The following is a 23,495-nucleotide window of genomic DNA, read 5'->3' as shown; positions in this document are numbered from 1 at the left end:
GATCTTCGTGGTCAGATCAGCGCCCGCGAGCGCGCCAGGCAGAGTGCGCAAAATGTCACGCCGATGGCTATCGTCAGCAATCGCACGCGGCTCAGACGAAACAGATTGGTCACGACGAAGTCGCTGAGCGTCGGCACCCAGATCCAGAGTGCCGGTTGCGTGACGATGCTCGCCGCCGCCGCGACGGGCGCGATCACGCCGAACGCACCGGTGAATCGGCGCAGAAACGCATCGAGCCGGCTCGCCCGCATCAGGTATGGATAGGCCATCGAATGACCCGAGCGCAGCAATCGTTCGATGACCGCCAGCGCTGGCGACGCGGCGGCGATTGCCGAGACGATCGAAGCCTGCAAGAGAAAGAACCCCGCGCTCGCCCACGGCAGCAACACGAATGCATCGAGACTCGGCCGGCCGGCCGCCTGAGCGCGCCCAGGAACATACGCCGCGCGGGCGCCGCCGGGCTGTTCGCGCGCCCAGTCGTCGAAGTGAATCGCATGCAGGGCGAGCGCGTAGGCAATGCCGGGCGCAAAGTAGACGACGAAAGCCTGCATGGGCGACAGCGCGAGCCACGCGAGCGCACCGCATGCGATCATGCGAAATCCGACGAGCAGCGCCGCGGCGACCGGGCGCGCGCCAAATACGATCGGAAAGTGCGCGGGCGTCAGCAGGGAGGGCGCGATGCCAATGACCCACGTCCACCTCATCCATCCGGCCGAAGCAGCGCCGCACATGACGAAGAACACGGCAAACCGGACCGCCGCCAGCCGGCGGGACGCAGCGACTGAGACGCCTGTCCTGAACGCGATGCCAGCCAGGGTAGTGCCGAAAAACGCTGATGCGATCTCGAGGAACGCCGCCTGAGCCAGCGTCCCGCGCGGCGCCCATACGCTGAGCGCCATGAAGAGCAACTGCCCGGACAGCCAGTTCGCAACCTGCAACCCGAGCAGGTCGCCGTGCGCGCGCATAAAGGCGAGCCCACGTCGGATATCGAAGCCGACGCCGTCAGCCATTGCCGTGACGCCGGCACCAACGCGCCGCCTTCAGCATCAATGCACATATCAGCGTGAGCACGACGATGCGATCTATCAAATAGGTGAAGCTGGTGCGCGGCAGGAAGACGGTCTTGCTGACGATGTCGAAAAGCGCCAGCGAAAACAACGGATTGAGCCGATACAGGAAGCGCGTGAGCGCCAGAAATCCTCCGATGACGATCGAGCCCGCCATGAGCGCGACGAACCCGCCCAGGACCAGCAGGTCCGCGACATAGACAGAGCCCGGCCCGGTCAGCGAATAGAAGCCGATACCCTCCAGCGCAGCGAACGCGCGATCGAGTGTGAGCGGCGCGCCTTCCTGCCCCCAGATGTCGATACGCTCGTCCGGGTTGAGCAAGTCCGGCGCGAACGGTCCGATGAGGCCTGTTTTCAAAAAATCGACGTTGGGAAAGGCCCGCCCGACATCCTCCACCTGGCCGACCAGGCTCACCGGCCCGCCCGCCGCGACGAATTTCAGCAAGCTGTCGCTGCCACCGGTTACTACGTCGTCGCCTCGCAACATCGGAAGCGCGAAGTAGATGAGCGCCGCTCCGGCTACGATCAACAGAATATGCCGACCTTTCACCATGATTCCGCCGCCCACCAGCGCGGCGAACACGAGCGGCAATACGGCTTGCCCGACGAAGAATCGCCCCCAGTGGGTCGAGATCAACAGCCGCGGCAAAACCACTGCCAGCGATAGCAGCAGGAACCGGCGCGACTTCACTTCCTGCTCGTCGACGAAACGCAGGTAGAAGAAGAGCAAGTAGAGGTGCGAGTAAAGGAAAATCTGGAACACATACGGCATCGTGTCGCCTTCGCCGTAGTCCGCACTCCAGCGCATCGCGACGAATACAGCGGCGAGCGCCACGCATATCGGGGTCAGCAAGACGATCGAAGTGGTCGCGAAAAGGCGCATGGCCTCGGCGGGCGCCTCACCCGCGACATCGCTCGCGGTGCGTTTGAGCAGCGCGACGAAAGCAGCGTAACTCAGGGCAACGACTGCCGCCGACACCGCGAGATATGCATAGACTTCCTCCACTTGCCAGGTCTCGAAGAAGTGGATGCGAATCGCTTCTGGGATCACCCAAAAGATCGCCGCGCCGATCATGAAGACTACCAGCGGGTCGATGATGCGCGAGCCCTTGATCATGGTGTAGCGGGCCCTGAGCTACGCTTGCGCGTCAGTATGTAGCAGCGTCGCCGCACGCCGGGAGGCACGAGACGGAACACGGCGAAAAGCGCCGTGATACAGCAGAAGCGCAGTCCGCCCGCCAAGTGCCCACGCCGCATCGCCCTGATTCGAAATGCCAACTCTCGACGCGCATAGGCCAGACCGCCGCGTCTTCGATACAGATCCGCTGCCACGCTAACGCGTACGAGCGGTTCCTGCACACAGCGATAGCGAGCGCCCTGCGCATGCCAGCGCAGATGCAATTCATAGTCTTCGAGCAGACGAACGCTTTCGTCATAGCCACCGTGACGCACGACGGCGTCTCTGCGGATCATCATGCTGGGGTGACATATCGGGTTGCGCGTCTGCAGTAGCGCTGCGATCTCTTCCGGCTCCGCGGGACACTTGTTGATGCCCACAATTCGCCCTTCCTCAAGTCGATAGTCATACTGCCACGCCGTCACCACATCGGTCTCGCGATCTGCGTCGAGTACGAGCTTCTGCAAGCGGAACCGCTCAGGCAAGGAGATGTCGTCGGCGTCAGCGAGCGCGATGTAATCGCTGCGGCACTGCGCAATGCTTGCGTTGCGCGCCGCCGCCAGTCCGCGATTCTCGGGTAGGCGCACGAGTGTCATGAAGTGCGGACCGAGTTGCTCGCCGAACGCAGCTGCGGCCTCGTCGAGCACATGTTCGAGTTCCGGCGAAAGGGGTCCATCAGCCACGACGACGAGGTGGTCGGGGCGCTCGCTCTGATCGAGCGCGTTGGACCACAACGAGAGTCTGAAGAGCGAGGGATCGTCCTTCACGTACACGGCAACAACAACCGAGAGCGTGCTCACGATGCTCTCCCCGAAACGGGTTCGGCAACTACCATATATAGCCGCGCAATGGCGGCGGGCAAAAACGCCTCGTCGGACAGTCGATGCTCCGGCGCCGACAGCGCAGCCTCGAGGGCCGCGAGGCATTGCTCGCGCGAAAAATTCGGCGGGAGCAGGAAGGCGGTCGTATTGATGTCCGGGACCAGGACTTCGACGAATCCCCCCGAGCCTGTCGTCACGATGTTGCAACCCGATACCGCAGCCTCGAGCAGCGAAATGCCGAAAGCCTCCGTATCGCACCCCGAGAAGAACACCTTCGTGCGCGCGAGCGCGTTCATCACTTCCTGCGACGACATCGACTCGACGAAGTGCACGCGCGCGTGCCCGTTCGCGATGCGCAGCAATTCCGCTTTGCACTCGCCTGATCCGACGATGAGCGCCTCGACCTGTGGATTCGCATCCAGCATGTCGATTACGGCTGGAAGAAATTCGTCCGTGCGCTTGACCGGATGCAAGCGTCCGATGTAGGTAATCAGGTTGCGAGTCCCTTTCGCGGGGCGCGCTCCGGACCAGCAGGCAGGCAACGGGTTATGAATGGCCGCGACGCAGCGGATGTCGAACAGTGCTGACAAATGACGCTGCACGTAGCCGGAAACGGCCACGAGTCGCGCAGTCCTCTGCGCCAGTTTGAAGCTGGCCAGGATCGCAAGAAACTTGACGACACCCTGCGCATCGACTCGCGGAAAACCGTGTGCGACCGCGATCGCGTTGCGCGCGAATGGGCACAGGAAAATGGCCCATGTGCTGAATATCTTCAGCACGGTCGGATCGCGCATCGCTTTCCAACGCCGGAGCATGGCACGCGGCGTGCCGACGATCTCGCTCGAGATGCCGAGCGCGTCGAAACCCGAGCCGACGTTCGACGCGAACGACTGCAGCCCGCCCACCTCACGACCGCCACTCAGAAGCACGTGCCGGATCTCGTCGCAGCCCGGTGCGTTTGATGAACCGGACTTCATGTTGCATTCCTTTTTGCGCGCGATCCGAACGTCCTCACCACGAGCCATGCGCCCGCGCTGATCATGACGCCGAGCACGATTCCGCCCAGACCGTAGTAGAGACCATTGGGCTTGCTTCTGACTTGTGGCACGACCGGGTAGTCGACGATCTGGAGCGAGCGCGCGTCGCGCGCTTCGTCGATCCGCGCCGAAGCGAGCTGTGACGCGAGGGCCTCGAGCAAGGCGCTGTGATAGCGATAGTCGCGATACAGACTCGCATAGGCGTCGCCGGGAGCGGATTTCTGTCCGGACTGCAGCTCGGCGAGGCGACGCTTGAGCGCATCGAGTTCGCCGGTCGCGGCGAGCGTCGCCGGATTGGCGCTGCCCGCGACAGAACGAAGCGCCGAGAGCCTGATCTCTTGCGCTGCGATGCTCGCGTTCAACTGCGCAACCATGCCGAGGGCCGCCGACGGCTCGAGTTGAGTCGCCGTGGGGGAGATCCCCGCGCCGCGCAAGGCCTGCTCGGTGCGATCGAGCCCGGCGCGCGTCTCGTTGAACTGCTTCTCGAGGAACGTGCGGCGCTCGCGGGCGTCGGTGACCGCGACGCGGCCGAGTAGATCGGTCAGCGCGTCGAGATAGTAGCGCGACATTTTGGCGACCCGTTGAGGATCGCCATCCTCGACGGTCACCTCGATCAATTCGCTCCGTGACGACATGTACACCCTCGTGCGCTTCGCCAGGATGCGGCGCACGTGCTCGGGCAGCGTCTTCCCATAGACGTGCGGCAAGTCGAACTTCGCGGCGACCGCGTCGGCCACCGACCGGCTCTTGAGCATCGCCACGTACTGTTCAGCCTGAGTCTTTCCTTGCGGAGCCCCCGAAAGCATGCCGAGCGCATTGAGCTGATTGACGACGCCGGACATCGCGCTCGAGCTCATCGACGGCGGAAAGAACGACACGGTGGACGTGTAAGTCGGCGGCGTCAGGGCGAACAGGGCGCAGCCGATCGCGAGGCCCGCGAGCGGTGGCGCATAGATGCGCCAGCCGCGCGCGAGCTGCTCACATGCGCCGAGAAGAAGGCGCGGAATAGCGTTTGATGACACTGACATGGGCACTTCAGTTGAGCAGAACCTTGATCGCTGCCGCGCTCAGGCCGAATTGAGAAAGGATCGTCGAGAACTCTTTGACGGCTTGCCACCAGGTGATGCGTTCGAGGTCTTCCGGAACGAACACGGTGTCGCCGGGCATGGCGTCCAGCGAACCGATGGAACTGAACCAGCCGCCTTGCTGATTCGAACGAGTCGTGCCGTTCGCACGGAGCACGAACTCTTCGCGTGTGTTGGCGGTGCGCCGCGCGCCACCCGCGAGGGCGATGTAGTCGCCGAGATTCGCGGACGATCTGAACAGGTAGGAGCCTTGATTGAAGACGCTTCCGTACACTCCGACGGTCGTCGGGCGCGGCGGAATCGCGAGACGGTCGCCGTCTTCGAGCGTGAGCGGCGGCAGTGTGCCGTCGTTCGGACCGGTATCGAGCACGATGCGCCCGGTGGGACGCATTTCGCGCAACTTGGCGATGAACCTCTGGCCGGCTTCGACGTCCTTCTGGCGGTCGGCCGCGTCATCCCGCGACGAAGCCTGCACGGTCGCGCGCGATCGCACCGCAAGTTCCATTTCCTGCAGCGCCCGGTCGAAGTTCGTCTGCTGCGTGCGGCGAACGGATTCACGCACGAGTTCCGTACCGAACAGGAACGCGTCCGACGTAGTGCCGCCCGCCATTTCGATGAGTTGCGGCAGCGTCGTCGTCCCGGTGACGAGATAATCGCCCGGCCGCATGACTTCACCCTCGATCCGCACGCGTCTGGCCTGCCGCGCGATTGGCACCGCATAGTCAGCGGTGGAGTAAAGCCGATAGATGTCGCCACCCGAGACCGGCTGGCGCTCACTCGCATCGAGCGCGGTTTCCCGGACGCCGGTGCTGGCGCGGTCGCGCAAGGTGGCCAAGGTGATCCGGCCGCCGTCGGCAACCGTGTTCAGCCCGCCTGCAAAGCGAACGAGGTCGCCCACGGTCTCACCAGCCTTCATTTCGAAGATGCCCGGTGAATTCACACTGCCGTAAATGGCCACTTGCTGTCCAAGCGCCGCCACGTTGACGATGTCCCCGGCGCGCAGCACCGTGTCTTTCGAACGGTCGCCGCCCAGCAATAGCTGATAGCCGTCGAAGCTCGCGAACACCTGCCCGTTGCGGCGGACTTCTATGCGACGCATGCTGCCGCTCGCGTCGGGGCCGCCGGCATCGGACAGCACGTCGAGCAGCGTCGCCAGCCCGTTGACCACATAGGCGCCGGGGCGCACTGCGAAACCCGTTACATAGACCGTCACCCCACGCAGCTTGCCGAGCGATACGGACACGTCGAAGCTCGCGTAATAGCGCGCGATCTCCGCCTTGAAGCGGTTCGGCAGATCGCCGTAGCGCGCGCCCGACACGGCTATGCGTCCGACGCGCGGAACGTTGACATAGCCCTCACGATCCACGACGAGCCGCAGATCGGAGTCCACGGAACCCCACGTGCGCAGCATGATTTCGTCGCCGACGTTGATTTGATAATCCGGCGGCACCGCGTTGACCGTCGAACCGACGGCGTGCGCATTACGCTCGAAGAAGTCGGCGCCAAAGCGCTTGAGCCTCTGGCCGGTGGCCCGTTCCGCATACAGCTCATATTCATTCTGCGCGAGTAGCGGGCTGACCTCGCCTCCCGTCTTGTCCGGAGCGGGTGCCGCAGAGGCGCCCGAGAAGCCTGCCACACCGGTGCTCGGTGCCGACCCTGTCGACGCGGGATTGAAAACCGGAGTGTTGAGACTGGCTTTCAGGCTGTCCGTTGCAAGCGAGGCGGTGACCGGCAAGGCTGGCAACGGCGGCGCATTCCATGACGGTTCCGCGTCGATTGCCGCGGCTCTGGCGCCCAGCGACAGGCATACGCTCAGTATGCCGAGACAGGCGATGCTGCGGAGCCCGGCGAGCGGGCGGCGCGTGATGCGAGCATCGCGTGAGAGAACAAGTCGAGATAGCACGTTGAATTACTCAAGGAAAACGAGAAGGCGGGTCAACAAGACAAACTGCTTCGAAACGGGGCTGCGCAATGCAACCCGCATGCAGGCGTTCGTTCGACGAAACGGATGCCGACGCGCGGGTCCGTTTCGCAGCGCTAGTACGCTCCGTCGCGCTTCAGCACGATCAGCGCCGTCCGGACGAGGATCGCGAGGTCATACCAGAGAGACCAGTTGCGCACGTACCAGGCGTCGAGGCGAACGCGCGTCGGATAGTCGGCGTCATTGCGCCCGCTCACTTGCCAAAGACCTGTCATGCCAGGTCGCGCCATTAGGTAATACGAAGCATCGTCGCCGTAGCGCACCAGTTCGGCATTGACGATCGGTCTGGGTCCTACGAGGCTCATCTCGCCACGGATGACGTTCCAGAGCTGCGGCAGTTCGTCGAGGCTGGTACGTCGAAGGAAGCCGCCGATGCGCGTGATCCGCGGATCGTCCTTGAGCTTGAAGTCACGCGCCCACTGCTCGCGCGCCTCGGGATCGCGCTCCAGGATTTGGGCCAGCACCGCGTTGGCGTCTACGACCATCGAGCGGAACTTCCAGCAACGGAACGACTTGCCGTTGCGTCCGACGCGCGGATGGCCGTAAATAGCCGTGCCGCCGTCCTTGCGCACTTGCCACGCGATGAACGCGAGCACTGGAGAGAGAACAATGGCGATCGCGAGCGCGCCGCCGAGATCGAGACATCGCTTCGCAACGCGTATATGCCAGCGGCTGAGGTTGTCGCGCACACTGAGCATCATCAAGTCATGCGAATTGATGTAGGTCGCGGAAGTGCCATGCAGCGGAATGCCCGTCATGTCTTTCACGAGCAATACGTTGGCTGTTCCATGGAGGCTCAGGGCACGCAGCCAGGCCGCACGCTCGAGCTGATAGTGGCTTTCGAGCGCAACCATGACGTTGGCGTCTGCGAGCGCCGATGCGTCGTCGGACGTCAATTGAAGTCTCGTAGCGCCGGGCGGTGTGATCGCGTCGCCCACGCCGATGAAAAAGCGCACCCGCATGCCCATGAGCGGCTCGCTGGAGATCGCGGTGGCGGCATCGAAGGCGAGGCGGCCGCTGCCTATGACGACAACATCTTGCTGCCAGCATCGCAGTCTGAGGAGCACGAGCTTCATGGTGACGCGTCCGAGCGGAACGATCAGGGCGGCATAGAGCCACAAGAGCATGCCCGCACGGATGCCATGCGTGTCTCCGGTGATGACGAGCAGCAGCGCGATATGGAGCGCGCACGCCATCGCGACTACCGCCAGTGTTTCGCGCAGTTCGCGCAGCAGGGGTTTTCGGCGCGTGTAGTGCCCCCAGCCGGCGCAAAACAGGAGAGCGCATACCACGGCGATGACGGGTGGGAAGTCCGACCGCAGCGCGTCCGTCCCTGGCCAGACAAACAAGCCGCACAGGTGACTTGCGAGAATCAGCGAAACTGCGTCGATGGCGGCGAGCGAGAGCTTGCACGACATCGCGCAGATTCGGCTCGAACGAGGGCTCGGCGATTCGTAAAGCGACGCGAGCGAACTGGACCTTCTGGATTGCATTCTTTCCGGGGAGCACGCCGTGAACGGAGCGCGGCTTCGCCCGGTCGTGGTCGATGATTTGGAACGGATTTCTGTCAATGATTCAATGGAATCATCGTGATATGGCATGCATAAGGCGGCGAAAGCGGCCCGTTGCCAGCCAAAGGTGCGTACGGTACCGGTGCCCGGCTAATCGGGGTATCGGAAGATGCTCAAAGAGCTGGGTTAGCGACAAACTTCGTGACGTGGCTTTGTTTCTTTTTTATGGCACGCATCACGGGTACCGCCGGGGCAATTGTTTCTACGCCCGAATAAGGTCTGAGCCGGTGCGGCAGGCTAGGCCGGGGTCACCACAAACCCCCTCTTCCTCAGCAACTCCAACACTCCTCTGGGCCCTCCGAGATGCAGCGCCCCTATTGCCACGAACACGGGCTTATCCGGCGCGCTCAACGCAACCATCCGGCTGACAAACCGCTGATTCCGCTGATAAACCACCCGGTTATCCACCTGGTCCGCCAGCGCCTTGTTCCTCGCCAGCCTGCTCGACTTCGCATCGTCCCAGGCCTTTAAAGCATCCGCATCCCCGATCCGCCACAGCCGATGCAACTCCTTCACATCGGCCACATTCTCTGCCGGCGTCTGCACGAGATCCTGTCCGAGCATCTCCCTCTGCTGCGCCGAAGTCAGCCGCGTGAACGTCGAAATCTGCTCGTTCAACCGCTCCAGTCCGACGACCTTCCCGCCCGCGCGCAGATACACGTTCTGCAATTGTGCCTCGGTTCCGTACTCGCTCTGAAACCCCGCCTTCAGCGTGTCGTACGTTTCGATCAGCATCGACGCGAGCCACGGCCGCGTATGCCGCAACTGCTTCAGCGCTTCCGGATTGTTGCGCATCCGCGTTTCGACCTGCTTCCACATCGGGTCCGGCAGATAGTCGATCAGACACTCGCTGCGGCACATGCCATAGCGATTCACATCGTCCTGTGAAAGCAGCAGTTCGTCGGGGGAAATTTCGAGCGCCAGCGTAGGCGATGCATCGAGCGCCGCGAGTATCGGCTTGCGAAACGGTTGCTCGGGCGGATAGTCGTTCGCGAAACCCACATGCAGCGTGCCGAGCACGTAGATGGTCGTCGTGCCCTTGGTCGCGACATAGAAAGGCATGCGCGGCGGCTGCGCGCGCACAGGGCCGCTCGCGGTCGTGCCGTTCGAGCGGTCCGTGCGCGGCGGCGCGGCAGGCTTGGCGGGACCGGCGGGGCTGGCCGGGCTGGCGGGACTGAGCGGCGCGGCGGCGGATTCAGCATCTCCCGCGGCCTGCGGCGTGCGCGATCCGACCACCGCGAAGCCCGAAGGCGACACCGCCACGCCCGCCGTAAACAGCACGAACGACAGCACGAGGGCTGTCGTTTTGGCGAACGCCGCGCGCAGGAAGCGCGGCTTGACGAGTGAATCCGGCACGACCGACATCTTAAAACATTCGCGTGACGCGCCGGATACACACCCGCCCGGAAGCAGCCCTGTCAGGCCTCGCCGTCGCCCACTTCCTCGGCGCGATGACACGACACCTGCCGCCCGTCGACCTCGCGCAGCTTCGGCTCTTCCACGCGGCATCGCTCGATCGCATACGGGCAACGCTGATGGAACGTGCAGCCCGAAGGCGGATTGAGCGGCGACGGCATCTCGCCCTGCAGCTTGATCTTGATCCGGCGATCTTCCTCGAAGATCGCGGGCGTCGCCGACATCAGCGCGCGCGTATACGGATGACGCGGCTTCGCGAAGATCGTCTTCTTGTCGCCCACCTCGGCGACGCCGCCGAAGTACATCACCATCACGTCGTCGGCGATATGCTCCACAACCGACAAGTTGTGCGAGATGAACACATAGCTCGTGCCGAACTGCGCCTGCAGATCCATGAACAAATTCAGAATCTGCGCCTGAATCGACACATCGAGCGCCGACACGGGTTCATCCGCGACGACGATCTGCGGATCGAGAATCATCGCCCGCGCAATCGCCACGCGCTGACGCTGCCCGCCGGAGAACATATGCGGATAACGCGACGCATGCTCCGGCCGCAAGCCGACGGTGCGCATCATGTGCGCGATGCGTTCGGCGCGCTCGGTTGCGTTCAGCTTCGTGTTGATCGCGAGCGGCTCGCCGAGCGTCTGCTCGACGGTCTTGCGCGGATTAAGCGACGCGAACGGGTTCTGAAACACCATCTGCACGCGCTGACGCAACTCCGCGATCTTCGCGCGGCTCGCACCCGCGACGTCATCGCCTTCGATCAGCAGACGGCCCGACGTGGGCGCCTCGATCATCGTCAACTGGCGCGCGAGCGTCGACTTGCCACAACCCGATTCACCGACGACCGCGAGCGTGCGCCCGCGCTTCAGTTCGAACGACACGCCGTTCAGCGCCTTCACCGTGCCGTGCTGAAACGCGCTGCGCTTCACGTCGTAATGCTTCGTGAGCTGATCGGCGGCGAGCACGATGTCCTGATTTGCTTGCTTCGGTACGGCGTTCATCGCGCACCTCCTTCTTTCACCACCGCCACATCGATATTCAACGGCTTGATGCAGCGCGCGCGCACCGCCGGATCGTTCTTGTCGAGCTGAAACAGACTCGGCCGGCCCTTCCAGCAATCTTCGACGGCATACTTGCAGCGCGGCGCGAACAGGCACCCGCTCGGACGATCATCCTTGCCCGGCACCATGCCTGGCAGCGCGGCGAGACGCTCCGCGCCGCGCGAATGCTCGGGAATCGCGGCCAGCAGCGCTTCCGTGTACGGATGATGCGGCTCGCTGAAGATCGTCGGCACGTGATTCGTTTCGATGACCTCGCCCGCGTACATCACCGCGACGCGCTGCGCCACTTCGGAGACCACGGCCAGGTCGTGCGAAATCAGCACGAGCGCCATGCCGCGCTCCTTCTGCAGTTTCACGAGCAGTTCCATGATCTGCGCCTGGATCGTCACGTCGAGCGCGGTGGTCGGCTCGTCGGCGATCAGGAGCTTAGGATTGCACGCGACCGCCATCGCAATCATCACGCGCTGGTTCATGCCGCCCGACATCTGATGCGGAAACGAATTGATGCGGCTCTTCGCGTCCGGAATCCCGACCTGGTCGAGCAGTTCGAGCGCGCGCTTGTGCAACGCATCGCCGCGCAAACCTTCGTGCAGCTTCAGCACTTCCTTGATCTGATAGCCGACGGTGTAGCTCGGGTTCAGGCTCGTCAGCGCGTCCTGAAACACCATCGCGATGTCCTTGCCGATGACCTTGCGACGCTCGCGCGCCGATGCCTTCAGCAAGTCGCGGCCGTCGAACGTGACCTGATCGGCGGTCACTTTGCCGGGCGCGTCGATCAGGCCCATCAGCGCCATCATCGTCACGCTCTTGCCCGAGCCGGACTCGCCCACCACGCCGACGACTTCGCCCGGCTTTACGGAAAGGTCGATGCGATCGACGGCCTGCGTGCCGCCGAACGTCACCTGCAAATTACGGATAGTCAACAGATCGTTCATCGCTTAGCCCATCCGCTTGAGTTTCGGATCGAGCGCGTCGCGCAGACCGTCGCCGAGAAGGTTGATGACGAGCACCGAGATCAGGATCGACAAGCCCGGCATGGTCACGATCCACCATGCGCTTTCGATGTAATCGCGCGCGGACGCCAGCATCGCGCCCCACTCCGCCGCCGGCGGTTGCACGCCGAGGCCGAGGAAGCCGAGCGCGGCGGCATCGAGAATCGCCGACGAGAAGCCGAGCGTCGCCTGCACGATCAGCGGCGCGGCGCAATTCGGCAGCACTTGCGAGAACATCAGGCGCACCGTGCCCGCACCCGCGACACGCGAGGCCGTCACGTATTCCTTCTGCAACTCGCCAAGCGCGGACGCGCGCGTGAGACGCACGTAACCCGGCAGCGCGACGATCGCGATCGCGAGCATCGTGTTGACGAGTCCCGGTCCGATGATCGCGACCACCGCGACCGCGAGCAAGAGCGAAGGCAACGCGAGCAGCACGTCCATGACGCGCATGATCGGCGTATCGAGCCAGCCGAAGAACGCGGCCATCAGACCGAGCACGACGCCCGGAATCAGCGCGAGGACGACCGACACGAAGCCGATCCAGAACGACAGCCGCGCGCCGTACATCAGGCGCGAGAGAATGTCGCGGCCGGCTTCGTCGGTGCCGAGCGGGAACATGCGATTGCCGCCTTCGAGCCACGCGGGCGGAATCTTCACGTAATCGCGATATTGCTCGATCGGGCTATGCGGCGCGATCAGCGGCGCGAGAAGCGCGACGAGAATCAGCGCCACGACGATCAGGCCCGCGACGACCGCGCCGCGATTACGCGAAAAGTTCGCCCAGAACTCGCGCGCGGCGACCATGCGGCCGGAAGGCGGCGTGAGCGCGCCAGGTGGGAGATTGTTTTGAACGTCAGCCATGAGCTTGTGCTTACCTCGTATGGCGAATGCGCGGATTCAACACGCCGTAAAGCAGATCGACGACCAGATTCACTACGATCACGAGCGTCGCGATCATCAGAATGCCGCCTTGCACGACCGGATAGTCGCGACGCGAAATGGCGTCGATCAGCCACTTGCCGACGCCCGGCCACGAAAAGAGCGTCTCGGTCAGCACCGCGCCCGCGAGCAGCGTGCCGACCTGCAGGCCGATCACGGTCACGACGGGAATCAGCGCATTGCGCAGCCCATGCACGACGACCACGCGCAACGGCGACAAACCCTTCGCGCGCGCCGTGCGGATGTAGTCTTCGCGCAGCACTTCGAGCATCGACGAGCGCGTCATGCGCGCGACGACCGCGAGCGGAATCGTGCCGAGCACGATGGTCGGCAGAATCAGATGACTCAAGGCCGACCTGAACGCGCCTTCATCGGTCGAGAACAGCGAGTCGATCAGCATGAAACCCGTGACGTGCGGAATGTCGTACTCCACCGCGATGCGGCCCGACACCGGAGTCCAGCCGAGCTTCGCCGAGAAGAACATGATGAGGATCAAGCCCCACCAGAAAATCGGCATCGAGTAGCCGGTGAGCGCGGTGCCCATTACCCCGTGATCGACCACGGTGCCTCGTCGCAGCGCCGCCGCGACGCCCGCCGGCAAGCCGACGACGAGCGCGAAGATCATCGCGCAGATGGACAGTTCGACAGTCGCGGGAAAGCGCGCGAGAAACTCGCCCATCACGCTGGTATTCGTGATGATCGACGTGCCGAGATCGCCTTTCAGCGCATGCCCGACATAGGTGAGATATTGCAGCGGAAGCGGCTGGTCGAGGCCCAGGCGCTTCATGGCTTCGGCGTGCATGGCCGGGTCCACGCCACGCTCGCCCATCATCACTTCGATGGGGTCGCCGGGAATCAGATGGATGAGGGCGAACGCGAGAATCGTAATGCCGATGAACGTCGGTATCACCATTCCTATGCGTCGCAAAACGAATCGGAACATGATCGCCCTTGGGTTCGTTCGTGGGGACAGAAATGTGAACGGCGGCGGGATCGCGTGGACCCCAAGCCGCCGCACCTTTTCGACTAGTTATGGTTTAGTGCAAAAAGCGTTCCGCAGCAAAACCTTATTGCATGCCGACGCCATCGAAGCGCGCGTAGCCGAGCGGCTCGATCTTCATGTTCGTCACCTTCTTGCTCACCGGCTGATACACCGTCGAGTGGGCGATCGGGGAGAACGGCAGTTGCTGGCCGAAGATCTCCTGCGCGTCGGTGTACGCCTTGGTGCGCGCGGCGATATCGGTCGTCGAACGGCCCTTCACGACGAGATCGTCGAATGGCTTGTAGCACCACTTCGAGAAGTTGCTGCCCTTCACCGCGTCGCAGCCGAGCAGCGTGCCGAGCCAGTTGTCGGGATCGCCGTTGTCGCCGGTCCAGCCGATCAGCAGCGCATCATGCTCGCCCGCGTGCGCGCGCTTCAGATACTCGCCCCACTCGTACGAGACGATCTTCGCCTTCACGCCGATCTTGGCCCAGTCGGCCTGGATCATTTCCGCCATCAGGCGCGCGTTCGGGTTGTAGGCGCGCTGCACGGGCATGGCCCACAGCGTGAGCTCGAAGCCGTCCGGAAAGCCTGCCTTCTTCAGCAGTTCCTTCGCCTTCGCGGTGTCGTACGGCTGACCCTTCAGGTTCTTGTCGTAAGACCATTGCGTCGGCGGCATCGGTGCGGTGGCCGGCTGACCCGCGCCCTGATACACGGATTCGATGATCGCCTTCTTGTTGATCGCCATGTCGAGCGCGCGACGCACGTCGGTGTTGTCGAGGCCCTTCTTGGTCACGTTATACGCGACATAGCCTTCGTTGAAGCCCGCCTGCGACGGCGTATCGATGTTCGACGCCGACTTCAGCGCCGCGATGTCGCCCGGACGCGGATAGCTCATCACCTGGCATTCGTTGTTCTTCAGCTTCTGCACGCGCACGGCCGCGTCCGGCGTGATCGAGAAGATCAGCTTCGAGATCTGCACCGCGCCCGGCTTCCAGTAATCCGGATTGCCGTCGAAGCGGATGGTCGCGTCCTTCGTGTAGCTGCGGAAGATGAACGGGCCCGTGCCGACCGGCTGCTGGTTGATGTCGGCGGCCTTGCCGTCCTTCATCAGCTTGTCCGCGTATTCGGCGGACAGGATCGACGCGTATTCCATCGCCATGTTCTGGATGAACGGGGCGCTCACTTCCTTCAGCGTGAACTTCACGGTGTACGGATCCACCTTCTCGATCTTCGAGATCAGCTTGTCCATGCCGAGGTCCGTGAAGTACGGAAACTGCACGTTGTAGGCCTTGCGGAACGGAGCGTTCGGATCGAGCATGCGGTTGAACGTGAAGATCACGTCATCCGCGTTGAATTCGCGCGTGGGCTTGAAGAACGACGTCGTCTGGAACTTCACGCCATGACGCAGATGGAACGTGTAGGTCAGACCATCCGGCGACACATCCCACTTTTCGGCGAGACCAGGCTCGACCTTCGTGCCGCCGCGCTCGAATTCGACGAGACGGTTGTAGACGGTGAAGGTGTTGGCGGTGAAATCGGTGCCGGTCGTGTATTGCGCCGGATCGAAGCCCGCCGGGCTGCCTTCCGAGCAGTAGACGAGCGTCTTGTTCGGGATCCCGGCGGCATTCGCGGTGCTCGCCGCAAAAAGCGCCGCTGTGGTCAGTGCGCCTGCGAGCGCCGATGTGCGGACGGCTCGCAACAGGCTGTTTTTGTTCATGTTTCCTCCAAGTCGATACCGGCTTCTGGCCGGTGTAGCGCGAGTGTACTTGATCGCATCGCTCCGGTTTCGGGTTGCGAACGCGAAGTCGGGCGCTACCGTAGCACGAACAAAAGTGACATGCGTAGTTGGTTTTCCCCACTAGAGTTTGCCGTCGATAGCGCTCCGATAAGGGTAGGTTATCGGCCATGTGCACAAGTAATAGACCGGATGACGAAATGTTGCGCGCGCGAGCGCGAGCCGGCACTAAAAAGTGGCAAACACGGGGGAAGAGAAAAGAACCGCGCGGCGAGCGCCGCGCGGATAAAACATTGATGCAATCAGGCGCTTTTGAAGCCGAGACGCTCGCAAATCGTCTTCGACGCGGCCGCGCCGTTGAGCGTGTAGAAGTGCAGGCCCGGTGCGCCTTCGTCGATGAGACGGCGGCACAGACCCGTCACCACGTCGAGGCCGAACGCGCGGATCGACTCGCGGTCGTCGCCGTAGCTCTCCAGCCGGCGCGCGACCCACTTCGGTACTTCCGCGCCGCACATGTCGGAGAAGCGCATCAGTTGCGAGAAGTTCGTGATCGGCATGATGCCCGGCACAATCGGCACGTCCACGCCCAGCTTGCGCGCTTCCTCGACAAACTTGAAGTACGAGTCGGCGTTGAAGAAGTACTGCGTGATCGCGGAATTCGCGCCCGCCTTCACCTTGCGCGCGAAGTTGTCGAGATCGGCTTTCGGCGACTTCGACTGCGGATGGAACTCCGGATAACCGGCCACTTCGATCTTGAACCAGTCGCCGTGCTCCTGGCGGATGAACGCCACGAGCTCGGAGGCATAGCGCAACTCGCCGACTTCGCCCATGCCCGAGGGCAGATCGCCGCGCAGCGCGACGATATGGCGAATGCCGTGCTCGCGATAGTTCAAGAGAATCGCCCGCAGATTCTCCTTCGACGACCCGATGCACGACAGATGCGGCGCGGCCTCGAAGCCTTCCGAAGCCATTTCGAGCACGGTGTCGAGCGTGCCTTGCTGCGTGGAACCGCCGGCGCCGAAGGTCACGGAGACAAACTTCGGCTTGAGCTTCTTCAGCTCGGCGCGGGAAGCGCGGAGCTTGTCCACGCCTTCCTGCGTCTTCGGCGGGAAAAACTCGAATGAGAGTTCGATCGGTTTCATGATGTTTTTGGACGGGCGGCAGCGCCCGCGCATCAACCGAAATTGCGATTCCCGAACACCAGCGCCGACAACAGCCACGACACGATGCTGTAGAGAATCGAGCCGAAGAACGCGGACCAGAAGCCCGATACTTCGAAGCCCTTCAGCAGCGACGAGGCCAGCCAGAAGCACAGGGCATTCACGACGAGGATGAACAGCCCGAGCGTGAGGACCGTCACCGGCAGCGTGAGGATGATGAGAACGGGTCTGATGATCGCGTTGATGAGCCCCAGCACGATCGCGATGATGAGCGCCGTGCCGAAACTGCGGATGTGAATCGACGGCACCAGATACGTGATGATCAGAAGCGCGAGCGCATTGATCAGCCATGTCAGCAGCACGGTCATCGAGGAATCTCCGGTTGATGCATTGAATCGCGCGGACGTGGTGTTCACGCCCGCGCTGGGTACTGCCGCCGCTCGCAATTAATAGCGGTAGTGGTTCGGCTTGAACGGGCCGTTCTTGTCGACGCCGATATAGCCGGCCTGCTCATCCGACAGCACGGTCAGTTCCGCGCCGATGCGGCCGAGGTGCAGACGCGCGACCTTTTCATCCAGATGCTTCGGCAGCACGTAGACCTTGTTCTCGTACTTCTTGCCTTGCGTGAACAGTTCGATCTGCGCGAGCGTCTGATTCGTGAACGAGTTCGACATGACGAACGACGGATGGCCCGTCGCGCAGCCGAGGTTCACCAGACGGCCTTCGGCCAGGATGATGATCTTCTTGCCGTCCGGGAACACGATGTGATCGACTTGCGGCTTGATGTTGTCCCACGTGTACTGGCGCGTCGACGCGATATCGATTTCCGAATCGAAGTGGCCGATGTTGCAGACGATCGCGTTGTTGCGCATCGCCTTCATGTGGTCGTGGTTGATGACGTGGTAATTGCCCGTTGCCGTCACGAAGATGTCGGCCTTGTCGGCGGCGTATTCCATCGTCACGACGCGGTAGCCTTCCATCGCCGCCTGCAGCGCGCAGATCGGATCGATTTCCGTGACCCACACGGTCGCGCCCAGACCGCGCAGCGATTGCGCGCAGCCCTTGCCCACGTCGCCGTAACCGGCCACGACCGCGATCTTGCCGGCGATCATCACATCGGTCGCGCGCTTGATGCCATCGACCAGCGATTCACGGCAGCCGTACAGGTTGTCGAATTTCGACTTCGTGACCGAATCGTTCACGTTGATGGCCGGGAACGGCAGACGCCCTTCCTTCTCCATCTGATACAGGCGATGCACGCCCGTGGTCGTTTCTTCCGTCACGCCCTGAATGTGCGAAAGGCGCGTGGAGTACCACACCGGATCGGCGTCGAGGTGTTTCGCGATCGACTTGTACAGCGCGACTTCTTCCTCGTTCGTCGGCTTGGCGATGACCGAGCGGTCCTTTTCAGCCTTCGAGCCGAGGATGAGCAGCAGCGTTGCGTCACCGCCGTCGTCGAGGATCATGTTGGCGAATTCGCCGTTCGGCCATTCGAAAATGCGGTGCGAGAACTCCCAGTATTCGTCGAGCGATTCGCCCTTGAACGCGAACACCGGCGTGCCGCCCGCGGCGATCGCGGCGGCGGCGTGATCCTGCGTCGAGAAGATGTTGCAAGACGCCCAGCGCACGTCCGCGCCCAGCGCGGTGAGCGTTTCGATCAGCACGCCCGTCTGGATCGTCATGTGCAGCGAACCGGCAACGCGCGCGCCCTTCAGCGGCTGCTGCGCCTTGTACTCTTCGCGCGTCTGGATGAGACCCGGCATTTCCGTTTCGGCGATGTCGAGTTCCTTGCGGCCCCATGCGGCCAGCGACATGTCGGCGACGACGTAATCCTTGGAATCTTTGGAATTGAGAACTGCGGCGTTCATCACGCCCTCCTTTTCTAAAAAGACTAGAAATGTTGACGTGAGCGCCGTTCGAATGCGGTGGCTCAGCGGGCGCCTTGACTGCATGGCGCTTTCGAACCGTCCGGATTGAAGGCTTCCGAGCCTGGCGGGCGAATCATGATGTTCACCCGTCGCAACGCTCCTCGGAAGCGAACGCCGATTGTAGCAAAGTCTCGTTTGGCCAACGCGTTTTCGAGACGCGCGAACGGGCTTTCCGGGGCGCTCGCGCGCGGCGCAAGCAATCAGAAAGGCAACGCGGACAGCACGGGCGCGAGCAGCACCATCGCGACACCCGCGATCATCATCGTGAGACTGGCGACGACGCCCTCTTCGCTGCCAAGTTCGCGCGCCTTCGCCGTGCCCACGCCATGCGCCGCCGCGCCGAACAGCGCGCCGCGCGCGAGCCGCGTGCGCAGCGGCACGAGCGCCAGCACGATCTCGCCGAACAGCATGCCGCACACGCCCGTCGCGATCACGAAGAGCGCGGTGAGGTCCTTCGGCGCGTGGATCTTGTCCGAGACCGCGAGCGCGAACGGCGTGGAGACGGATCGCGTCGCTAAGCTGCGTTGCAGTTCCGGCGACAGATGCAGCAGCTTCGCGAGCGCGAGCGATCCGCCCACCGCCACCAGAATGCCCACCGTCACGCCGACGGTAAGCGAGATCCAGTGCCGCTTGATGAGCGCGCGGTATTCGTAGATCGGCACCGCGAATGCGACCGTCGCCGGGCCGAGAAGCCACATCAGCCAGCGCGTGTCGGCGAAATAGACGGGGTACGGAATGCGCGCGATCACCACGATGAGCGCGAGCACCGCCGGCACGGCCAGGAGCGGCGTGAGCCACGGTGACTTGAAGCGCGCGTAGAGCGCCTTGGCCGCGAAATAGAGCGCGACGGTCAGCACGAAGCAGCCAGCGGCGATCAGGCGCGCGGCGTCGTCGGCGAAAAGCGAGGCGTAGAAACGTTCCATGCCGGCTCTCAGGCGCGCACCGCGTGGCGCGCGACGAGCGCACGGCGCAGCGCGAGACGGCGCTCGAGGCGCGCGGCGCGATCGACGGCGAACGCGACCGCCACCATCACCATCAGCGTGCCCGCGACGACCACGAGCGCGAGCCGCCAGCCGTCCTCCATGAACAGGCCGCCGTACTGAACCGCCGCCACCGCCGCGGGAATGAAGAACAGCAGCATGTCCGAGAGCAGCCAGTCCGCGCCCGCCTTGACCCAGCGCGGCGCGATGCCGCCGCAGAACAGAAGCGCGAGCAATGCGACCAGGCCGATCACACCGCCCGGCACCGGCAGCGCCAGATTGCGCGCCACGAAATCCGCCGCGACCCAGATTGCCGCGAGCACGCCGGATTGCAGCACGACACGCGTGAATCGGCCGATGGCGGCAAGGGCGGCGGCGGACTGTGTTTCGGTCGAAAGGGCGGCGGACATGGCGAACTCGTGGGCGGTTGAACAAGAATGATTAGGGTTATCCCGTAGAACGAGTATATGGGCACACCTAGCATAATAAAAATGACTTAACCTTATCCAAATCATTCCAATCCGGAATTTCGGAGCCGACGATGGAATTGCGCGCCTTGCGGTACTTCATCGAGGTCGTGAAGCAAAAGAGCTTCACTGCCGCCGCCGAGCACATGTTCGTGACTCAGCCGACCATCAGCAAAATGGTGAAGGCGCTGGAGGACGAGGTCGGCTCGCCGCTGTTATTGCGCGAGGGCCGCCAGATGGTGCTGACGGATGCCGGGCAGATCGTCTGGCAACGCGGCGTCGAGGTGCTCGCGGCGCACGCGCGGCTGGAGGCCGAGCTCAACGATCTCGGCACCTTCGGACGCGGCACGCTGACGATCGGCATTCCGCCGATGGGCGGCTCGCTCTTCACGCCCGCCATCGCGGCTTTCCGGCGGCGCTATCCGAAGGTCGAGCTGAAGCTGTTCGAGCGCGGCTCGAAGGCGATCGAGGCGGCGCTCATTGACGGCGAGCTGGAGCTGGGCGGCGTGCTGCTTCCCATCGATACCGAGACTTTCGACGTCCTCCCCGTCAGCCGGCAGATTCTGTGGCTCGTCGCGCCGAAGGGCTCGCGCTGGGACGAGGCGCGCGAGGTCGCGCTGACGGATCTCGCCGCCGAACCGTTCGTGTTTTACGGCGAGAGCCTCGCGCTCAACGATGTCGTATTGAACGCGTGCCGCACAGCGGGCTTCTCGCCGACGATCGTCGGGCGCAGCGGGCACTGGGATTTCATGGCGGCGCTGGTGCAGGCGGGCATCGGCATTGCGCTGCTGCCTGCGCCGTACTGCCGCCGTCTCGATGCAAACGCGTTCACCTGCCGCCCTGTGGTCGCGCCGGAAATTCACTGGGATATGGCGCTCGGCTGGCGGCGCAACGGCTATCTGTCGCACGCGGCGCGCGCGTGGATCGAAGTCGCGCGCGAGATGCTGCCCGGCGACCTCGAACAGGATTTTATGTCCGATGGCTTTCCACGCACGCGATGACATCGGCCCGATGAAAACGCGCCGGCCCGCGATAAGCGGGCCGGCGCGCATGCGAGTTCAGACTACCGGGCCGGTCAGCTCAGTTCCTTGAACTCGATCCGCCGGTTCGCCGCGCGGCCCGCAGCGGTGGCGTTGTCGGCCACCGGATGCGCGTCGCCGAAACCTTCGGCGGTCAGCGTATTCGCCGGGACGCCGTGACGGATCAGATACGTACGCACGGCTTGCGCGCGCTTTTGCGACAGTTCGATGTTCACGCCCGGGTCGCCGCTGCTGTCCGTAAAGCCGCCGATTTGCAGCTTTACCGCCTTGCCCGCAGCGTGGCAATCCTTCAGTGACTTCGCGGCTTGCGCAAGCTGGTCGAGCGCAGGGCCCGGCAGCGAGTCCGATGCGAAACCGAACGTGATCGGATGGGCGCTGAGGTTGCTCACCGCGTTGTCGCAGGCGACGGCGTTGGCGTTCCCGGCGTCCGACGCGGGCGCAGCCGTCGCGCCGATGGTCCATCCGTCACCGAAGTACGCGCGCAGGCGGTCGAGCCAGCCGAGCTTCGCGTCCGTGGCGCTACCGCCCAGATCGATGTTCTCGCCCTCGATGCGCGCCTGCGCGCCGGGCAGCGCGATCACCGGCAGCAGTCCGTCGAGCTTGGCGAGCCACGCGGCGGGCTTGGTGTCCGGATCGACTGTAATGTTCGCATCGAACTTGTCCGCGCCGAATTTCGCGGTGAGTGCGTCGATCAGGCGCTGTTTCTCCTGCTCGCTGTTGACCGTGGCGCTAAGCCGGGGCACGCCGGCGGTGTCGACGGTGAAGGACATCGTCGAATTCTTGCCCGGCTGCGCGTCGGGTGCCGAGGCCGGATTGGCCGCCGCGCCCCAGGACGTGAAGGATGCCGCCGACCCGGCATACGCCGCCGATGCCGCGCGCGTATCCAACGCGCTTTCCGCCGCCGGCGCCGTTGCCGACACTGCGCCGGAAGCGCTGTCGGGCGCCGCCGCCGGGGCGCTTACCGGCTTCGACTTTTCGGTCGAGCAGCCACGGCCGAGCAGAACCGCGAGCAGCGCCAGCGCGGCGGCGAGCGCGATCCACCACCACTTCTTGCGGCATGCGTTTTCGGCCACGGGCGGCTCAGCGGCGACCGACGTTTCCGGATGCAGCGGGAATTCAGCCGCCTCGTGCGTGGCCGGATGTTCGAGATGCGCCGATACCGCCTTCAGCCGCGACGCGACACCCGCGACGAACGAGCCGACCGCGCCGAGACCGAGCGCCCGCGCGAACGCGTCCGTCATGTTGGCGCGCACGACCGGCAACTGATGCCCGAGCAGCGTGGGAAGCTGACCCGAATGGCCGTTGTGCTGCGAGAAATGACGCTTGAGCAGGCCGAAGAGCGTCGCAGCGACGACCCCGGTCAGCGTGCGTGTGGCGCTCGCCGCGACGCCCGTGTATTCGGCGATGCGCTCGGCAAGCAGATTGAGGCTGTCGCGCGACGTGATCGTGTGATCGACTTTCGCGCCGGACTCGACGAGCGATTTGAACTCGTCGTCGCGCACGACGAAGTGCGGCAGCTCCTCCGCGATCTTTGCGTTCGTCGCCGGCGACATGATGCTCGCGAACAGTTGACGCGCGCCTTCGAGCGACGACGCCTTGTTCATCATTGCGCCGATCAGCGCAGGTCCGCACAACGAGACCACGCGTCTGGCCGATTCAGGCGCGCAACCAATGCGCCCGGCGATGTGCTCCAGGACGCTTTCAGTCAGTGCGCCCTGTACGAGTTGATTGAGATTGATGCTCATTGAGAATACTTCCGTGAGAGGCGTCATTGCGTCCGCCCCGAATAGGGCGAGCCGATTATAGGTTCGGCCTCCTGTCGGTCATCCGGGCGCAGCGAACAATCGGATTTTTCTCAGGCATCAATGGCTTAGGAGCGCGCATCAGAAAATTGCAGGCGATTCCGAAAAGAACGACGCCTCTGCACGCCTGGCAAACGCGCGGCCTATGATGCTTAAATTCGAGATGGCGACCGCATGGCCGAACGGCTGTTGCGCGCGCCCGACAGTCCATGATCCGGCCAGGCGCGAGAGCGCCGCGCGAG

Annotated in this window: 20 protein-coding genes and 1 riboswitch; of the genes, 1 reads left to right on the top strand and 19 read right to left on the bottom strand. The window is 63.7% G+C overall.

Going from position 1 to position 23,495, the window contains the following annotated elements:
- Positions 1–11: 11 nt before the first annotated feature.
- The 18 genes from AWB79_RS34230 to AWB79_RS34145 all read right to left on the bottom strand — a co-directional run bounded on the left by AWB79_RS34230 (position 12) and on the right by AWB79_RS34145 (position 20,354).
- Positions 12–1,010 (bottom strand): phosphatidylglycerol lysyltransferase domain-containing protein, encoded by a 999-nt coding sequence (locus tag AWB79_RS34230; RefSeq protein WP_157695910.1) that lies wholly within the window; start codon positions 1,008–1,010, stop codon positions 12–14.
- Positions 1,003–2,184, bottom strand: coding sequence for a hypothetical protein (locus tag AWB79_RS34225; RefSeq protein WP_061171892.1), 1,182 nt, complete (start codon positions 2,182–2,184; stop codon positions 1,003–1,005). The genes AWB79_RS34230 and AWB79_RS34225 overlap by 8 nt, the downstream gene beginning before the upstream one ends.
- Positions 2,181–3,017: a glycosyltransferase gene (locus AWB79_RS34220; protein ID WP_061171891.1), complete on the bottom strand. Its 837-nt coding sequence runs from the start codon at positions 3,015–3,017 to the stop codon at positions 2,181–2,183. The genes AWB79_RS34225 and AWB79_RS34220 overlap by 4 nt, the downstream gene beginning before the upstream one ends.
- Positions 3,018–3,040: 23 nt before the next feature.
- Positions 3,041–4,042, bottom strand: coding sequence for a glycosyltransferase family 4 protein (locus AWB79_RS34215; RefSeq protein ID WP_061171890.1), 1,002 nt, complete (start codon positions 4,040–4,042; stop codon positions 3,041–3,043).
- On the bottom strand, positions 4,039–5,130 hold the full coding sequence (locus AWB79_RS34210; protein WP_061171889.1) for a GumC domain-containing protein: 1,092 nt from the start codon (positions 5,128–5,130) through the stop codon (positions 4,039–4,041). The genes AWB79_RS34215 and AWB79_RS34210 overlap by 4 nt, the downstream gene beginning before the upstream one ends.
- A gap of 7 nt (positions 5,131–5,137) precedes the next feature.
- The gene (locus AWB79_RS34205) at positions 5,138–7,090 is read right to left on the bottom strand and encodes an SLBB domain-containing protein (RefSeq protein ID WP_157695909.1); all 1,953 of its coding nucleotides are present in this window, start codon (positions 7,088–7,090) and stop codon (positions 5,138–5,140) included.
- 134 nt (positions 7,091–7,224) lie between these two features.
- Complete coding sequence (wbaP, locus tag AWB79_RS34200; RefSeq protein ID WP_061171887.1) at positions 7,225–8,586, bottom strand: undecaprenyl-phosphate galactose phosphotransferase WbaP; 1,362 nt, start codon at positions 8,584–8,586, stop codon at positions 7,225–7,227.
- A gap of 390 nt (positions 8,587–8,976) precedes the next feature.
- Positions 8,977–10,104 carry a TraB/GumN family protein gene (locus AWB79_RS34195; protein ID WP_061171886.1) on the bottom strand — a complete coding sequence of 376 codons (1,128 nt, stop codon included), beginning with the start codon at positions 10,102–10,104 and terminating at the stop codon, positions 8,977–8,979.
- A 53-nt stretch (positions 10,105–10,157) separates the two neighbouring features.
- Positions 10,158–11,162, bottom strand: coding sequence for a peptide ABC transporter ATP-binding protein (locus tag AWB79_RS34190; protein WP_061171885.1), 1,005 nt, complete (start codon positions 11,160–11,162; stop codon positions 10,158–10,160).
- Entirely contained in the window at positions 11,159–12,157 is a 999-nt protein-coding gene (locus AWB79_RS34185) for an ABC transporter ATP-binding protein (protein ID WP_061171884.1), read from the bottom strand. Before AWB79_RS34185 ends, AWB79_RS34190 begins: the two co-directional genes overlap by 4 nt.
- A gap of 3 nt (positions 12,158–12,160) precedes the next feature.
- Positions 12,161–13,078, bottom strand: a complete 918-nt coding sequence (locus AWB79_RS34180) for an ABC transporter permease subunit (protein WP_061171883.1) — start codon at positions 13,076–13,078, stop codon at positions 12,161–12,163.
- Positions 13,079–13,088: 10 nt separating this feature from the next.
- Positions 13,089–14,099 carry an ABC transporter permease subunit gene (locus tag AWB79_RS34175; protein WP_061171882.1) on the bottom strand — a complete coding sequence of 337 codons (1,011 nt, stop codon included), beginning with the start codon at positions 14,097–14,099 and terminating at the stop codon, positions 13,089–13,091.
- A 124-nt stretch (positions 14,100–14,223) separates the two neighbouring features.
- A complete protein-coding gene (locus tag AWB79_RS34170; protein ID WP_061171881.1) occupies positions 14,224–15,858 on the bottom strand; it encodes an ABC transporter substrate-binding protein in 1,635 nt (544 codons plus the stop codon).
- 320 nt (positions 15,859–16,178) lie between these two features.
- A complete protein-coding gene (gene metF, locus AWB79_RS34165) occupies positions 16,179–17,018 on the bottom strand; it encodes a methylenetetrahydrofolate reductase [NAD(P)H] (protein ID WP_061171916.1) in 840 nt (279 codons plus the stop codon).
- 32 nt (positions 17,019–17,050) lie between these two features.
- Entirely contained in the window at positions 17,051–17,404 is a 354-nt protein-coding gene (locus AWB79_RS34160; RefSeq protein ID WP_061171880.1) for a phage holin family protein, read from the bottom strand.
- A 78-nt stretch (positions 17,405–17,482) separates the two neighbouring features.
- Positions 17,483–18,904, bottom strand: coding sequence for an adenosylhomocysteinase (gene ahcY / locus AWB79_RS34155; RefSeq protein WP_061171879.1), 1,422 nt, complete (start codon positions 18,902–18,904; stop codon positions 17,483–17,485).
- Positions 18,905–18,936: 32 nt separating this feature from the next.
- Positions 18,937–19,073, bottom strand: a riboswitch (S-adenosyl-L-homocysteine riboswitch).
- A gap of 91 nt (positions 19,074–19,164) precedes the next feature.
- Entirely contained in the window at positions 19,165–19,887 is a 723-nt protein-coding gene (locus tag AWB79_RS34150; RefSeq protein WP_061171878.1) for an LrgB family protein, read from the bottom strand.
- An 8-nt stretch (positions 19,888–19,895) separates the two neighbouring features.
- On the bottom strand, positions 19,896–20,354 hold the full coding sequence (locus AWB79_RS34145) for a CidA/LrgA family protein (protein WP_061171877.1): 459 nt from the start codon (positions 20,352–20,354) through the stop codon (positions 19,896–19,898).
- Between the two features lie 131 nt (positions 20,355–20,485).
- On the opposite strand from AWB79_RS34145, the gene AWB79_RS34140 reads away from it, so the two are divergent.
- Positions 20,486–21,412: a LysR family transcriptional regulator gene (locus AWB79_RS34140; RefSeq protein ID WP_061171876.1), complete on the top strand. Its 927-nt coding sequence runs from the start codon at positions 20,486–20,488 to the stop codon at positions 21,410–21,412.
- A 74-nt stretch (positions 21,413–21,486) separates the two neighbouring features.
- On the opposite strand, the gene AWB79_RS34135 is transcribed toward AWB79_RS34140, so the two are convergent.
- Positions 21,487–23,196 (bottom strand): OmpA family protein, encoded by a 1,710-nt coding sequence (locus AWB79_RS34135; protein WP_063963612.1) that lies wholly within the window; start codon positions 23,194–23,196, stop codon positions 21,487–21,489.
- Positions 23,197–23,495: the final 299 nt, after the last annotated feature.

This window comes from Caballeronia hypogeia, from assembly GCF_001544875.2.
Classification (GTDB): Bacteria; Pseudomonadota; Gammaproteobacteria; order Burkholderiales; family Burkholderiaceae; genus Caballeronia; species Caballeronia hypogeia.
The sequence above is the reverse complement of the archived record's forward strand: the minus strand, read 5'-3'. Positions and strand labels throughout refer to the sequence as shown.

Bases quoted from the DNA above. Each gene is read 5' to 3' on its own strand.
- AWB79_RS34230 (WP_157695910.1), bottom strand. From the start codon at position 1,010: ATGGCTGACGGCGTCGGCTTCGATATCCGACGTGGGCTCGCCTTTATG.
- AWB79_RS34135 (WP_063963612.1), bottom strand. From the start codon at position 23,196: ATGAGCATCAATCTCAATCAACTCGTACAGGGCGCACTGACTGAAAGC.
- AWB79_RS34170 (WP_061171881.1), bottom strand. From the start codon at position 15,858: ATGAACAAAAACAGCCTGTTGCGAGCCGTCCGCACATCGGCGCTCGCA.
- AWB79_RS34185 (WP_061171884.1), bottom strand. From the start codon at position 12,157: ATGAACGATCTGTTGACTATCCGTAATTTGCAGGTGACGTTCGGCGGC.
- ahcY (WP_061171879.1), bottom strand. From the start codon at position 18,904: ATGAACGCCGCAGTTCTCAATTCCAAAGATTCCAAGGATTACGTCGTC.
- wbaP (WP_061171887.1), bottom strand. From the start codon at position 8,586: ATGTCGTGCAAGCTCTCGCTCGCCGCCATCGACGCAGTTTCGCTGATT.
- AWB79_RS34145 (WP_061171877.1), bottom strand. From the start codon at position 20,354: ATGTCCGCCGCCCTTTCGACCGAAACACAGTCCGCCGCCGCCCTTGCC.
- AWB79_RS34210 (WP_061171889.1), bottom strand. From the start codon at position 5,130: ATGTCAGTGTCATCAAACGCTATTCCGCGCCTTCTTCTCGGCGCATGT.
- AWB79_RS34175 (WP_061171882.1), bottom strand. From the start codon at position 14,099: ATGTTCCGATTCGTTTTGCGACGCATAGGAATGGTGATACCGACGTTC.
- AWB79_RS34225 (WP_061171892.1), bottom strand. From the start codon at position 2,184: ATGATCAAGGGCTCGCGCATCATCGACCCGCTGGTAGTCTTCATGATC.
- AWB79_RS34160 (WP_061171880.1), bottom strand. From the start codon at position 17,404: ATGACCGTGCTGCTGACATGGCTGATCAATGCGCTCGCGCTTCTGATC.
- AWB79_RS34180 (WP_061171883.1), bottom strand. From the start codon at position 13,078: ATGGCTGACGTTCAAAACAATCTCCCACCTGGCGCGCTCACGCCGCCT.
- AWB79_RS34140 (WP_061171876.1), top strand. From the start codon at position 20,486: ATGGAATTGCGCGCCTTGCGGTACTTCATCGAGGTCGTGAAGCAAAAG.
- AWB79_RS34190 (WP_061171885.1), bottom strand. From the start codon at position 11,162: ATGAACGCCGTACCGAAGCAAGCAAATCAGGACATCGTGCTCGCCGCC.
- AWB79_RS34195 (WP_061171886.1), bottom strand. From the start codon at position 10,104: ATGTCGGTCGTGCCGGATTCACTCGTCAAGCCGCGCTTCCTGCGCGCG.
- metF (WP_061171916.1), bottom strand. From the start codon at position 17,018: ATGAAACCGATCGAACTCTCATTCGAGTTTTTCCCGCCGAAGACGCAG.
- AWB79_RS34150 (WP_061171878.1), bottom strand. From the start codon at position 19,887: ATGGAACGTTTCTACGCCTCGCTTTTCGCCGACGACGCCGCGCGCCTG.
- AWB79_RS34215 (WP_061171890.1), bottom strand. From the start codon at position 4,042: ATGAAGTCCGGTTCATCAAACGCACCGGGCTGCGACGAGATCCGGCAC.